The organism is Pseudomonas sp. zbq_18, from assembly GCF_043102245.1.
GTDB lineage: Bacteria > Pseudomonadota > Gammaproteobacteria > Pseudomonadales > Pseudomonadaceae > Aquipseudomonas.
The window spans coordinates 137,197-149,489 of record NZ_JBICIT010000019.1 but is presented as its reverse complement, the minus strand read 5'-3'; the positions used below and the strand labels follow the sequence as shown (position 1 = coordinate 149,489).

Here is a 12,293-nt window from a genome sequence, read left to right as displayed (position 1 = left end):
CTGCTCATTGGGCCAGAGCACTGAGAAACTAGACCCGTAGGTCAGCTCTCGCCACTTCTCTGGACAGGGCAAGTGCGCTTCGGGTTCCCGACTCAGCTATCATGCGCGGCCTTGAGGAGAGCCCTGATGAATACCTTGTTACTGCACTGCCGCCCCGGTTTCGAGGGAGAGGTCTGCGCCGAACTGTCTGAGCTGGCCGCCAACCTGGGGGTGGCAGGCTACGCCAAGGGCAAGGCCGGTGGTGCCCATGCCGAGTTCGTCTGCAGTGAGACCGGTGGTGCCGAGCGCCTGATGCAGGGGGCTCGCTTCAATCAGCTGATATTCCCCCGCCAATGGGCCCGTGGCGACTACCTGGCCCTGCCGGAAACCGACCGCATCAGCGTGCTGCTGCAGGCCCTGGCCGGTTACCCCCAGTGCGGCAGCCTGTGGCTGGAAGTGTTCGATACCAACGAGGGCAAGGAACTGTCGAATTTCTGCAAGAAGTTCGAGGCGCCCCTGCGCAAAGCCCTGGAGAAAGCCGGGCGTCTGGTCGAAGACCCCAGCAAGCCGCGTTTGCTGCTGACGTTCAAGAGCGGCCGCGAGGTGTTTCTCGGTATCGCTGAAACGCGCAATTCGGCGCTGTGGCCCATGGGCATTCCGCGCCTGAAGTTCCCACGCGAAGCGCCCAGCCGCTCCACGCTGAAGCTGGAAGAGGCCTGGCATACCTTCATTCCCCGCGAGCAGTGGGACGCACGCCTGTCCGAGGACATGACCGGTGTCGACCTGGGCGCGGCGCCTGGCGGCTGGACCTACCAACTGGTGCGTCGCGGCATGCTGGTGACCGCCATCGACAACGGGCCGATGGCGCAGAGCCTGATGGATACCGGCCTGGTCACCCACCTGATGGTCGACGGTTTCACCTGGAAGCCGAAACAGCCGGTGGACTGGATGGTCTGCGACATCGTCGAGAAACCGGCGCGCACGGTGGCCATGGTCGAGGAGTGGATCAGTGGCGGCCACTGCCGTGAGACGGTGGTCAACCTCAAGCTGCCGATGAAGCAGCGTTATGCCGAGGTGCGCAAGCTGCTGCAGCGCCTGGATGAGGCCTTCAAGGCCGGGCGTCTGAGAGTGTCCATTGCCTGCAAGCAGCTGTATCACGACCGCGAAGAGGTCACCTGTCATCTGCGCCGGCTATGAATCCAACGTTTACGCCACAATAGCCGCCTGATTTACGGAGTAGTCCATGTCCCTGCAACCCGACGCCATTCTCGATGCTACCGGCCTCAACTGCCCAGAGCCGGTGATGATGCTGCACAACAAGGTGCGCGACCTGCCGGCCGGCGGCCTGCTCAAGGTGATCGCTACCGACCCCTCGACCAAGCGTGACATTCCCAAGTTCTGCATGTTTCTCGGCCATGAGCTGCTGGAGCAGGGCGAGGAGAGCGGCAGCTACCTGTACTGGATCCGCAAGAAGGCAGACTGATGTCGTACTACTTTGCCTATGGCTCCAACATGAACCCGATGCGTATGCAGGCGCGCGGATTAGCCGTTGAGGAGGCCATGGCTGCGAGGCTGCCGGGCTATGCGTTGTGCTTCAACAAGCGAGCTCATGATCATCCGGGGCGGGCTTACGCCAACATCCGCCATCAGCCGGGTAGCGTGGTCGAGGGTGTGCTGTATCGCCTGACGAGCGGCGATGAGATCGTCAAGATGGACCCCTTCGAAGGCACGCCGATCTACTACAGCCGTGAGCGCATGTGGGTCGAAACTGCGCAGGTGACTATCGCCGCCTGGTTGTATGTCGCGAACCCTGCCTGGCGTCAGGAAGGGCTGTCGCCCAGCGTCAGCTATCTGAGTCACCTGCTGGCCGGGCGCGAGTGGTTGTCTGCTGATTACTGGGCGGCGCTCGCGGCCACTCCGGCCCTGGCGGACTGATTGCGGATATGCCGCCGCGCACTGCGCGCCAGGCGAATGCCCAGCAGCACTGCCGCGCAGGTCAACCCCACCACCAGGCCCTGCCACAGCCCTCGTGGCCCCGAAGGCTCGCCAAACCAGTCGGCCAGGCCCAACCCATAGCCGATCGGCAGGCCGATGCCCCAGTAGGCGAGCAGGGTGAACAGCATGGTCACGCGGGTGTCCTGATAACCGCGCAAGGCCCCGGCGGCCGTGACCTGCACGGCATCGGAGAACTGGAACAGCGCCGAGTAGACGATCAGCGACGCGGCGATGGCGATCACCGTCGGATCGGGCGTATAGATCGCCGCGATCTGCTCGCGCAACAACAGGGCCAGACTGGCGGACAGGCAGGCATAGGCCAGCGCCGTGCCCATCGCCACGCCAGCAGCGAAGCGCGCATCCCGAGGGGCACTGCGCCCCAGCGATTGGCCGACCCGCACAGTGGCGGCCATGCCCAGCGAGTAGGGGATCATGAAGATCATCGAGCTGAAGTTCAGGGCGATCTGGTGGCCGGCCACCACGTCGGCACCGAGGCCGCCGATCAGCAGGGCGATCACGGCGAAGATGCTTGACTCGGCGAAGACCGCCACACCAATCGGCACGCCGATCGACAGCAGGCGGCGGATCACCGCCCATTGCGGCTGCTCGAAACGGGCGAACAGTTGACTCGGCTTGTAGTACGGCGCCCAGCTGACCCAGGCCAGCATGCCCAGCAACATGCACCACATGACGATGCCCGTGGCCCAGCCGCAACCGACGCCACCCAGGGCTGGCAGGCCCAGCTTGCCGTAGATCAGCACATAGTTGAGGGGGATGTTCAGCAGCAGGCAGAGCAGGCTCAGCACCATGCTCGGTCGGGTATGGCCCAGGCCATCGCTGAAGCAGCGCAGCACGTAGTACAGCGCCACGGCCGGGAAGCCACAGGCCACGCCGCGCAGGTAACCCATGGCCGGCTCGATCAGCGTTGGGTCGACTTTCATCACCTGCAGTACTGGCGTGGCATTCCAGAGCAACACTGCGCAACTGCAGCCGACGAACAGGCCCAGCCACAGGGCCTGGCGCACCAGTGGGCCGGTTTCTTCCTGTTTGCCGGCACCGAAGCGCTGCGCCACCTTGGCCGTAGTGGCCAGGAGGATGCCGGTCATCAGCAGGAACACAGGAATCCACAGCGAGTTGCCCAGGGCTACGGCGGCCAGGTCGTGGGCGCCGACGCGGCCAGCCATCACGGTATCGACGAAGCCCATGGCGGTGTTGGCCAGCTGCGCAATGATGATTGGCAGAGCCAGCTTCAACAGGGCGCTCAACTCAGCGCGCACACGGGCGGGGCGGGAGAGGGTGGACATCGACAGAACCAGGCTTGTGCGGGGCGCTAGTCTAGCCCTGACGCTGTGGTCAGGAAAGCGTAAAGACGGCGCGCTTATCGCGGGGCGCCGAAGGGCCTAGAATGCCCGCAGCTAACAGGAGTGCACCATGCTGATCGTGGCCGACGAAAACATCCCGCTGCTCGACGAATTCTTTGCCGGTTTCGGCGCTATCCAGCGCTACCCCGGGCGGGCCATCGGCCGTGCGGCGTTGGGCGATGCCGAGGTGCTGCTGGTGCGCTCGGTGACGCGCGTCGACCGGGCGCTGCTGGAAGGCAGCAAGGTGCGTTTTGTCGGCACTTGCACCATCGGCACCGACCACCTCGATCTGGATTACTTCGCCGAAGCCGGTATCGCCTGGTCCAGCGCTCCCGGCTGCAATGCCCGTGGTGTGGTGGACTATGTGCTGGGCTGCCTGCTGGCGCTGGCCGAACGTACCGGCGCCAGCCTGCCCGAACTGCGTTATGGCGTGGTGGGCGCCGGCCAGGTGGGCGGGCGGCTGGTCGAGGTGTTGCGCGGCATGGGCTGGGACGTGCGCGTGTGCGATCCGCCACGACAGGCCGCCGAGGACGGCGACTTCGTCGAACTGGCGAGTATCCTGCGCGACTGCGACGTGATCAGCCTGCATACGCCGCTGGATGCCGGCACTCGCCACCTGATCGGAGCGGCCGAGCTGCTGCAGCTCAAGCCTGGCGCCTGGCTGATCAATGCCAGTCGCGGCGCGGTGATCGACAACCAGGCCCTGAAGGCGCACCTGCAAGGCGGCGCTGATCTGCAGGTGGCGCTGGATGTGTGGGAAGGCGAGCCGCTGGCCGACCCTGCACTGGCCGCGCTGTGCCAAATCGCCACACCGCATATCGCCGGCTACAGCCTGGATGGCAAGCTGCGCGGCACGGCGCAGATCTACCAGGCCTATTGCCGGGCGATGGGGCTGAGTGAAACGGTGCAGTTGAACGACCTGCTGCCGGCACCCTGGCTGGGCGCTGTGGAGTTGCACGACTCGGCCGCTATCGATTGGGCGCTGGCCAGCCTGTGCCGGGCAGTCTATGACCCGCGGCGGGACGATGCGGATTTTCGCCGCGCCCTGGTAGGCGATGAGCAGCAGCGCAAGGCGGCCTTTGATGCCCTGCGCAAGCACTATCCCTATCGTCGCGAGATCGAGGGCTTGTCGGTGAGCCTCAGCGGCGAAGCCCCACACCTGGCGCAGCTGGCCACGGCGTTGGGCTGTCGCCTGCTGTAGTCGGTCGAGTGCGGATCAGGCGTGGCGTGGGATTTGCCAGGCTTTGTCGAGTTCACGACAGGCTTGCTGGATCATCTGCTCGGTGATGGGTATTTCCCGACCTTCGGCATCGATGATCGAACCACCGACGGGCTGTTGCGGGTTGAACGGGGTGACGCGAGGTTGTTGGGGCTGTTGCTGCGCTTTCATGGCCGAGTCTCCTGGCTGTGGAAATAGTCTAGGCAGGGCATATGAAAGCGCCGTGACAGCTGGCGCGAGAGGTTTATTCGGGGCACCGAACGGTGCGCCGGGATGTGGAGTGGTTATGAGTGTTTTCCATCTTGGCCTGATCATCAACCCGCTGGCCGGCCTCGGCGGACCAGCGGCGCTCAAGGGCAGCGACGGTGTCGCTGCCGAAGCCTTGGCGCTGGGGGCCGAGCCGCGGGCCGCGGCGCGTACGCGTATCGCCCTGGAGTGTCTGCGGCCGGTGGCCGGGCGATTGCAGTTCGTCACCTTTCCCGGGCCGATGGGCGCTGATCTGCTGGCCGAGCTGGGCTACGAGCATCGTGTACTGGGTAGTCTGGGTGAGAGGCCGACCACGGCAGCGGATACCCAGCAGGCCGTTAAAACGCTGCAGGAAGCCGGCTGCGCGCTGATCCTGTTTGCCGGCGGTGATGGCACGGCGCGGGACGTCTGCGCGGCGGCGCGCGAGGATCAGCCGGTGCTGGGCATTCCGGCCGGGGTGAAGATTCATTCGGCGGTCTACGCCATCAGCCCGCGCGCGGCGGGATTGATGGCCCTGCGCCTGGTCGAGGGAGGTTTGGTGCGCCTGAGCAGCGGCGAGGTGCGCGACATCGACGAGACGGCCTTGCGCGAGGGACGGGTCAATGCCCGGCACTACGGCGAGCTGTGCGTGCCGGTCGAGGGCGAGTACATGCAGCACGTCAAGCAGGGCGGCATGGAGTCCGAGGAGCTGGTGCTGGTGGATCTGGCCGATTGGCTGGCCGAAAGCTGGGAGGAGGGCGTGCGCTATGTTTTCGGCCCCGGCTCCACGCTGCACGGGCTCGCCGAGAATCTGGGCCTGGAGACCACGCTGCTGGGTGTGGACGTGATCGAGAATGGTCAGGTGATCGCCCGTGACGTGACTGAAACGCAGCTGTTCGAGCTGATTGACGGCAAGCCGGCGCGCTTGCTGGTGACCGCCATCGGCGGCCAGGGTCATATCATCGGGCGCGGCAATCAGCAGATCAGCCCCCGTGTGCTGAGAAGCATCGGCCTGGAGCAACTGCGGGTGGTCGCCACCAAGCGCAAACTCGCTACGCTGGAAGGCCGGCCATTGCTGGTCGACAGCGGCGACCCGGCGCTGGACGCGGCTTTCCCCGATGCGATTCGCGTCTGGGCTGGGTACCGGGAAGAGCTGCTCTACCCCGTGGGGCATCATTGAGCGGTGACAGGCATTAGCACTTCACATCATGAGCAACAAGGACGTCCCCATGCCAAACACCGGATTACCGCCGCATATCCAGGCCCACGAGCGGGTCGTGCTGTTCGACGGGGTGTGCCGCCTGTGCAATGGCTGGGCGAAGTTTCTGATTCGCCGCGACCCTGAGCGGCGTTTTCGCCTGTGCTCGGTGCAGTCGCAGGAGGGCCAGGCGATCCTGGCCTGGTTCGGTCTGCCGACCGATAGCTTCGAGACGATGGCCTATATCGAGGGCTCCCAGCTGTTTGTTCGCTCCGATGCGGTGCTGCGTGTGGTCACACAGTTGCCCGGTGGCTGGCGTCTGTTGAACGGCTTGCGGGGGCTGCCGCGGGGGCTGCGCGACTGGTGCTACGACCGGATCGCGCTGAACCGCTACCGCCTGTTCGGTCGCTATGACAGCTGCCTGCTGCCCAGTGCCGATCACCAGGCTCGTTTCATCGATGGCGAGTCGCACTCATGAGCCTGATTTCTGGCAGTCGGCGCCAGGCGCTGGGCATGGCCTGGCGTTTCATTCGGCCCTATCGCGGGCGCCTGGCCGGGGCGCTGGCGGCGCTGATGTTCACCGCGGCGATTACCCTGTCCATGGGCCAGGGCATCCGTCTGCTGGTGGATCAAGGCCTGACCACCCAGTCGCCTGAGGCGCTGCGTCATTCCATTGGCCTGTTCTTCGTGCTGGTGTTGGCCCTGGCGGTGGGCACCTTCACCCGCTTTTATCTGGTGAGTTGGATTGGTGAGCGCTTCGTTGCCGATATCCGCAAGCGCGTGTTCGACCACCTGATCGAGCTGCATCCGGGCTTCTACGAGAGCAATCGGGCCTCGGAGATCCAGTCGCGCCTGACGGCCGACACCACCTTGCTGCAGACGGTGATCGGCTCGTCGCTGTCCATGGCCCTGCGCAACCTGATCATGCTGATCGGCGGCATCGGCCTGCTGTTCGTCACCAATGCCAAACTCACCGCCATCGTCATGGCCGCGCTGCCGCTGGTGGTGGCGCCGATCCTGATCTTCGGCCGCCGCGTGCGCGCACTGGCCCGGCAGAGCCAGGATCGGGTGGCCGATGTTGGCAGCTATATCGGCGAGACCCTGGGCCAGATCAAGACGGTACAGGCCTACAACCATCAGGCGCAGGACAAGCAGCGCTTCGCCGGCACCGTAGAGGCGGCCTTCGCCACGGCCGGCAAGCGCATTCGTCAGCGCGCCTGGCTGATTACCGAGGTTATCGTGCTGGTCCTGGGGGCAGTCGGGGTGATGCTCTGGGTCGGCGGCATGGACGTGATCGCCGGGCGCATCAGCGGCGGTGATCTGGCCGCTTTCGTGTTCTACAGCCTGATCGTCGGCATGGCCTTCGGTGCCATCAGTGAAGTGATCGGCGAGCTGCAGAGTGCCGCTGGCGCGGCCGAGCGGATTGCCGAGCTGCTGCGTACGCGCAATGCCATTACGCCGCCAACCGAGGGCCTGCTGCAGCTGCCCAGGCGAGTCAGCGGCACCCTGCAGCTGCGCGATGTGCAGTTCGCCTATCCCTCGCGGCTCGATCATCCGGCCATTGCTGGTATTGACCTGCAGGTCCAGGCCGGGGAAACCCTGGCGCTGGTCGGCCCCTCGGGTGCGGGCAAGTCGACCCTGTTCGATCTGCTGTTGCGCTTCTTCGACCCGCAGCAGGGCGAGATTCGGGTGGATGGCGTGCCGATCAGCAGGCTCGATCCGGCCGATCTGCGCCGCTGTTTTGCCCTGGTGTCGCAAAATCCGGCGCTGTTCTTCGGCAGTGTGGCGGACAACCTGCGCTATGGCCGGCCCGATGCCAGTGATGTGGAAATCGAGGCGGCGGCGCGGGCGGCGCATGCCCATGAGTTCATCGAACGTTTGCCGCAGGGGTATCAGACCCATCTGGGTGAGGCTGGGGTGGGCTTGTCGGGCGGCCAGCGCCAGCGCCTGGCGATTGCCCGTGCGTTGCTGGTCGATGCGCCGATCCTGTTGCTGGACGAAGCCACCAGTGCGCTGGATGCGGAAAGCGAACATCTGATCCAGCAGGCGCTACCGGCGCTGATGAGCGGGCGCACCACCCTGGTCATCGCCCACCGCCTGGCCACGGTGAAGAACGCCGACCGCATCGCGGTGATCGACAAGGGGCGGCTGCAGGCTATTGGAACTCATGGCGAGCTGGTGCTGAGCAACCCGCTGTACGCCCGGCTGGCCGAACTGCAGTTCAATACCGAGCGCGGTGAGCGCGCCCAAGGAAGGTAAGTGGAAAAGGATTTCGGCGTGGTGGTGCTAGGTGGCTACGGCAATTTCGGCCAGGTCATCGTGCGCAAGCTGGCGGCCAGCAACATGCGCGTATGGGTGGCCGGGCGTGACCTGGCCAAGGCCGAGGCGTTGGCGCGGCAGACTGGCAGCCAGGCACTGCAACTGGATATGAACACCGATGATCTGGCAGAACGGCTGCGCGAGCTTGGTGCGCAGTTGCTGATTTCCACCGCCGGCCCTTTCCAGCGTCAGGATTATCGGGTGCCCCAGGCAGCCGTCGCCGCTGGCATGCATTACATCGACCTGGCCGATGCCAGGAGTTTCGTCTGCGGCATCGGTGCACTCGACGCCAGGGCCCGGGCAGCCGATGTACTGGTGTGCAGCGGCGCCAGTTCGGTGCCGGCGCTGGCCGCCGCGGTGATCGATGAGCTGTTGCCGCGTTTCTCCCGCCTCGACAGCATCTGGCATGGCATCAGCTCTTCGGAGAAAACACCGGGCGCGTCGACCCTGGCGGCGGTGCTGGATTACTGCGGCAAGCCGTTCCAGCAATGGCGCGATGGTCGCTGGCAGAACGTGTATGGCTGGCAGGACCTGCACCGGCACGAATTTCCTAAGCCGCTCGGCCCGCGCTGGGTGGCCAATTGCGATATTCCCGATCTGCAGCTGTTTCCGGCGCGTTATCCCAGCGTGCGTGACGTGCGTTTCTCGGCCGGGGTCGGTTTGCGCCTGACCCAGTTTGGCACCTGGGCCTTGTCCTGGCTGGTGCGCAGCGGTCTGTTGCGCAGCGCGGTGGCGTTGACCGACTTCCTGCATCGCCGGGCCGTTTCGGTCGAGCGCTTCGGCGACGGTCGCAGCGGCATGTTCGTGCGCCTGCAGGGGCTGGATCAGGCAGGCAGGGCGCAGACGCTGTGCTGGGAGTTGCTGGCAGAGCACAACGACGGCCCGAATATTCCCTGCATGGCCGCCGTGGCACTGGCGCGTAAATTGGCGGCGGGCGTGCTCAGCGAGCGCGGTGCCATGCCCTGTGTCGGCCTGCTCAGCCAGGCTGAATACCTGGCCGAGCTGCAGGGTCTGGCGATCAGAACCATGCTGCGCCCGCTGTGATCAGGGTTCGCCTATCGGCGGTTTGCCTTGGGGGCGAATGGTCGCGGCGGCACCGGCCGAGGCGAGGATGATGGCGCCGATAGCCAGCCACTGATTGGCCGCCAGGCGTTCGCTGAGAAAGAGCAGGCCGGACAGCGCGGCAATCGCCGGTTCCATGCTCATCAGAATGCTGAAGGTGCGTGCCGGCAGGCGGGTGAGGGCGAACATCTCCAGGCTGTAGGGCAGGGCAGATGACATCACCGCGACGGCCAGAGCAATCGGCAGCAGATCGAGCGAGAACAGCGCGCTACCGGCCTGGCTCAGGCCGATGGGCAATACCAGCAGAGCCGCGACCAGGGTGCCGAACACCACAGTCTGCGAGCCGTGGGCCGCGCCGGCCTTCTGCCCGAAGAGGATGTACAGCGCCCAGCACAGGCCCGCGCCCAGCGCTAGCGCCATGCCCAGTGGGTCGAGGTGATCGGTAGAGCGGGTGTCCGGCAGTAGCAGCCACAGGCCGCACACGGCCAAGGCGACCCAGGCGAAGTCCAGCAGGCGGCGCGAGGAGAGCAGCGCCAGGGCCAGTGGTCCGGTGAACTCCAGGGCGACGGCAATGCCCAGCGGAATGGTTTTCAGCGACATGTAGAACAGCAGGTTCATGCCGCCCAGCGACAGGCCATAGCCCACCAGCGAACGCCAGGCCGTGAAGTTGGGGCGGGTGCGCCAGGGACGCATGATCACGCCGAGGATCAAGGCCGCCAGGCTCAAGCGCAGGGCCGTGGTGCCCTCCGGTCCGACCAGGGGAAACAGCCCCTTGGCCACAGAGGCGCCACTCTGAATCGAGGTCATAGCTATGACCAGCAGGGCGATGGGCAGAAACACTGCAGTCGAGCGCGACATGGGCTGTTCCGGAAGCAAGGAAGTCAGAAAAACAAAAACCGGCCCGCAGGCCGGTTTTTAGGGCGCTGGCTACTTAGCGGTATTCGCAGAGGTAAGCGGTATCGACTGCTACCTTGAGCTGGAACTTGCTGTTGGCCTGTACGGTGAAATGGCTACCCGCGGCGAAGGTTTCCCAGTTCTCGCTGCCCGGCAGCTTGACGGTCAGGGCGCCGGCGATCACGTGCATCACTTCCAGTTGAGCCGTACCGAACTCGTATTCACCAGGAGCCATGACGCCGATAGTGGCCGGACCTTCGCTCATGGCGAAGCCGATGGATTTGACGGTGCCGTCGAAGTACTCATTGACCTTGAACATGCTGGGCTCCTTGGGAGGGGTTAAAAAAGGCTCGCCAGTATGCCCAAGCACGGCAGCGCAGTCATCCGGCTCAATCAGGGAAAATCAGTGGCAGCAGGCGCGCGGTATTGCGTGCGTCTTCCAGCGCTCTGTGCTGCTGGCCCTGGAAGTGCAGACCAGCCAGCTGCAGAGCGCTGTTCAGGCCGACGGCACGCCTGAGTTGGCGCTTTTCGGCGAACAGCTGCTTGAGGTTGTGATGGGGTAGGTTGGCCAGGAGGCTGGACAACCCGTGCTGCCGCCATTCCTGCTGCAGCTGGCGGTGGTCGTAGTCGCCCCAGCTGCCCCAGCCAGCCAGTCTCGGTTGGTGTGGCGCCAGCCACTGTTCGAACTGCGGCCAGACGTGCGACAGCGGGGTGGCACTGTCGATCTGGGCCTGGCTGATGCGTGTCAGCTCGCTGCAGAAGGCCGTCAGGCAAGGGCGACGCAGCGGGCGCACGAAACGCTGGAAATGCGCCACCTCATGGCCGTGTGGGGTGACCAGGCTGGCGCCAATTTCGATGATTTCCATGTCTTCCACTGGCCAGCCACCTTCTTCGGTCGTGGCTTCCAGGTCGATGATCAACCAGTGCGGCATAACGGCTCTCCATGGCGTTGCGCCAGTATGGTCGGGCTGGCCCCGCTGGGCAAAGCCCGAGCAGATTTGCCTGGCAACTGTGCCGGGCTTCGATCCGGCATCCGGGATATGCTTGGCATCTGGTGCTCAAGGAGATGCAACATGGCGAAAGTGACCTTTATCGGCCTGGGTGTGATGGGCTACCCGATGGCCGGACATCTGGTTCGCAATGGCCACGAGGTTTGCGTGTACAACCGCTCGGCGGAAAAAGCCGAGCGCTGGTGTGCAGAACATGGCGGGCGCAGTGCGCCTACTCCTCGTGAAGCGGCACTGGATTCCGAGTTCGTGATGGTCTGCGTGGGTAATGACAATGACCTGCGCAGTGTGGTGCTGGGGGCTGACGGAGCCCTGGCCGGGATGGCGCCAGGCAGTGTGCTGGTTGACCACACCACTGCCTCTGCCGATGTTGCCCGCGAGCTCGCCGTCCAGGCTGCCGAGCGTGAGCTGGGTTTTCTTGATGCCCCGGTTTCCGGTGGCCAGGCAGGTGCCGAGAATGGCGTGCTGACGGTCATGGTCGGCGGCGATACCGCCTTTTATGAGCGCGCCGAACCGGTGATCGACAGCTATGCGCGCATGATCAAGCGCATGGGGCCAGTGGGAAGTGGTCAGTTGACCAAGATGGTCAACCAGATCTGCATCGCAGGCCTGGTGCAGGGCTTGTCCGAGGCATTGCACTTCGCTCAGTGCGCGGGCCTCGATGCGCATGCGGCCATGGAGGTGATCAGCAAAGGAGCGGCGCAGTCCTGGCAGCTGGAGAATCGCCATCAGAATATGCTGGCGGGCAAGTTCGACTATGGCTTTGCCGTCGACTGGATGCGCAAGGACCTATCGATTCTGCTGGACGAGGCCCGTCACAATGGCGCGCAACTGCCGGTAACGGCCCTGGTCGACCAGTTCTATGCCGATGTGCAGGCGATGGGCGGTGGTCGCTGGGATACCTCCAGCCTGATCGCCCGTCTCAAGCAGGTGCCGGGCAAGGCCTGACCGAGGTTGTTTGCGGCTAAAGCGCCTGACTTCCGGTAGCGCGCTTTACTGGGCGAAGCGTTAGAATCGCGGCCTTTCAGCTTTCA

At 64.9% G+C, this 12,293-nt stretch carries 14 protein-coding genes; 9 read left to right on the top strand and 5 right to left on the bottom strand.

The features are described 5' to 3' along the window. Positions 1–126: 126 nt before the first annotated feature. The 3 genes from rlmM to ACF8C6_RS15995 are packed head-to-tail and all read left to right on the top strand — an operon-like array spanning position 127 to position 1,914. Complete coding sequence (rlmM, locus tag ACF8C6_RS16005; protein WP_392500189.1) at positions 127–1,176, top strand: 23S rRNA (cytidine(2498)-2'-O)-methyltransferase RlmM; 1,050 nt, start codon at positions 127–129, stop codon at positions 1,174–1,176. Positions 1,177–1,222: 46 nt separating this feature from the next. Then, positions 1,223–1,462: a sulfurtransferase TusA gene (tusA, locus tag ACF8C6_RS16000; protein WP_277690417.1), complete on the top strand. Its 240-nt coding sequence runs from the start codon at positions 1,223–1,225 to the stop codon at positions 1,460–1,462. Further along, on the top strand, positions 1,462–1,914 hold the full coding sequence (locus ACF8C6_RS15995; RefSeq protein WP_392500188.1) for a gamma-glutamylcyclotransferase family protein: 453 nt from the start codon (positions 1,462–1,464) through the stop codon (positions 1,912–1,914). The genes tusA and ACF8C6_RS15995 overlap by 1 nt, the downstream gene beginning before the upstream one ends. On the opposite strand, the gene ACF8C6_RS15990 is transcribed toward ACF8C6_RS15995, so the two are convergent. Continuing rightward, positions 1,872–3,278: an MATE family efflux transporter gene (locus tag ACF8C6_RS15990; RefSeq protein ID WP_392500187.1), complete on the bottom strand. Its 1,407-nt coding sequence runs from the start codon at positions 3,276–3,278 to the stop codon at positions 1,872–1,874. The genes ACF8C6_RS15995 and ACF8C6_RS15990 overlap by 43 nt on opposite strands. Positions 3,279–3,405: 127 nt before the next feature. Between ACF8C6_RS15990 and pdxB the strand changes: the two genes are divergently transcribed. Further along, positions 3,406–4,536 carry a 4-phosphoerythronate dehydrogenase PdxB gene (gene pdxB / locus ACF8C6_RS15985; protein ID WP_392500186.1) on the top strand — a complete coding sequence of 377 codons (1,131 nt, stop codon included), beginning with the start codon at positions 3,406–3,408 and terminating at the stop codon, positions 4,534–4,536. Positions 4,537–4,551: 15 nt separating this feature from the next. Here pdxB and ACF8C6_RS15980 read toward each other — a convergent pair whose 3' ends face one another. Beyond that, positions 4,552–4,725, bottom strand: coding sequence for a PA1571 family protein (locus tag ACF8C6_RS15980; protein WP_392500185.1), 174 nt, complete (start codon positions 4,723–4,725; stop codon positions 4,552–4,554). 115 nt (positions 4,726–4,840) lie between these two features. Here ACF8C6_RS15980 and ACF8C6_RS15975 point away from each other — a divergent pair, with 115 nt between their 5' ends. The 4 genes from ACF8C6_RS15975 to ACF8C6_RS15960 are packed head-to-tail and all read left to right on the top strand — an operon-like array spanning position 4,841 to position 9,340. After that, entirely contained in the window at positions 4,841–5,959 is a 1,119-nt protein-coding gene (locus ACF8C6_RS15975) for an ATP-NAD kinase family protein (protein ID WP_392500184.1), read from the top strand. 49 nt (positions 5,960–6,008) lie between these two features. Continuing rightward, positions 6,009–6,455: a thiol-disulfide oxidoreductase DCC family protein gene (locus tag ACF8C6_RS15970; protein ID WP_392500183.1), complete on the top strand. Its 447-nt coding sequence runs from the start codon at positions 6,009–6,011 to the stop codon at positions 6,453–6,455. Then, positions 6,452–8,236, top strand: a complete 1,785-nt coding sequence (locus tag ACF8C6_RS15965; RefSeq protein ID WP_392500182.1) for an ABC transporter transmembrane domain-containing protein — start codon at positions 6,452–6,454, stop codon at positions 8,234–8,236. The genes ACF8C6_RS15970 and ACF8C6_RS15965 overlap by 4 nt, the downstream gene beginning before the upstream one ends. Beyond that, positions 8,237–9,340, top strand: coding sequence for a saccharopine dehydrogenase family protein (locus ACF8C6_RS15960; protein ID WP_392500181.1), 1,104 nt, complete (start codon positions 8,237–8,239; stop codon positions 9,338–9,340). On the opposite strand, the gene rhtA is transcribed toward ACF8C6_RS15960, so the two are convergent. The 3 genes from rhtA to ACF8C6_RS15945 all read right to left on the bottom strand — a co-directional run bounded on the left by rhtA (position 9,341) and on the right by ACF8C6_RS15945 (position 11,184). Further along, positions 9,341–10,216 (bottom strand): threonine/homoserine exporter RhtA, encoded by an 876-nt coding sequence (gene rhtA / locus ACF8C6_RS15955; protein ID WP_392500180.1) that lies wholly within the window; start codon positions 10,214–10,216, stop codon positions 9,341–9,343. A 73-nt stretch (positions 10,217–10,289) separates the two neighbouring features. Then, entirely contained in the window at positions 10,290–10,571 is a 282-nt protein-coding gene (locus ACF8C6_RS15950; RefSeq protein WP_277690427.1) for a pyrimidine/purine nucleoside phosphorylase, read from the bottom strand. A 70-nt stretch (positions 10,572–10,641) separates the two neighbouring features. Continuing rightward, positions 10,642–11,184, bottom strand: a complete 543-nt coding sequence (locus tag ACF8C6_RS15945; RefSeq protein WP_392500179.1) for an exonuclease domain-containing protein — start codon at positions 11,182–11,184, stop codon at positions 10,642–10,644. 141 nt (positions 11,185–11,325) lie between these two features. Between ACF8C6_RS15945 and ACF8C6_RS15940 the strand changes: the two genes are divergently transcribed. Further along, a complete protein-coding gene (locus tag ACF8C6_RS15940) occupies positions 11,326–12,207 on the top strand; it encodes an NAD(P)-dependent oxidoreductase (protein ID WP_392500178.1) in 882 nt (293 codons plus the stop codon). Positions 12,208–12,293 lie beyond the last annotated feature (86 nt).

Excerpts from the sequence above, each read along its gene's own strand:
- ACF8C6_RS15990 (WP_392500187.1), bottom strand. The coding sequence starts at position 3,278 with ATGTCCACCCTCTCCCGCCCCGCCCGTGTGCGCGCTGAGTTGAGCGCC.
- ACF8C6_RS15980 (WP_392500185.1), bottom strand. The coding sequence starts at position 4,725 with ATGAAAGCGCAGCAACAGCCCCAACAACCTCGCGTCACCCCGTTCAAC.
- pdxB (WP_392500186.1), top strand. The coding sequence starts at position 3,406 with ATGCTGATCGTGGCCGACGAAAACATCCCGCTGCTCGACGAATTCTTT.
- tusA (WP_277690417.1), top strand. The coding sequence starts at position 1,223 with ATGTCCCTGCAACCCGACGCCATTCTCGATGCTACCGGCCTCAACTGC.
- ACF8C6_RS15970 (WP_392500183.1), top strand. The coding sequence starts at position 6,009 with ATGCCAAACACCGGATTACCGCCGCATATCCAGGCCCACGAGCGGGTC.
- ACF8C6_RS15975 (WP_392500184.1), top strand. The coding sequence starts at position 4,841 with ATGAGTGTTTTCCATCTTGGCCTGATCATCAACCCGCTGGCCGGCCTC.
- ACF8C6_RS15945 (WP_392500179.1), bottom strand. The coding sequence starts at position 11,184 with ATGCCGCACTGGTTGATCATCGACCTGGAAGCCACGACCGAAGAAGGT.
- ACF8C6_RS15965 (WP_392500182.1), top strand. The coding sequence starts at position 6,452 with ATGAGCCTGATTTCTGGCAGTCGGCGCCAGGCGCTGGGCATGGCCTGG.
- ACF8C6_RS15950 (WP_277690427.1), bottom strand. The coding sequence starts at position 10,571 with ATGTTCAAGGTCAATGAGTACTTCGACGGCACCGTCAAATCCATCGGC.
- rlmM (WP_392500189.1), top strand. The coding sequence starts at position 127 with ATGAATACCTTGTTACTGCACTGCCGCCCCGGTTTCGAGGGAGAGGTC.
- ACF8C6_RS15940 (WP_392500178.1), top strand. The coding sequence starts at position 11,326 with ATGGCGAAAGTGACCTTTATCGGCCTGGGTGTGATGGGCTACCCGATG.
- rhtA (WP_392500180.1), bottom strand. The coding sequence starts at position 10,216 with ATGTCGCGCTCGACTGCAGTGTTTCTGCCCATCGCCCTGCTGGTCATA.
- ACF8C6_RS15995 (WP_392500188.1), top strand. The coding sequence starts at position 1,462 with ATGTCGTACTACTTTGCCTATGGCTCCAACATGAACCCGATGCGTATG.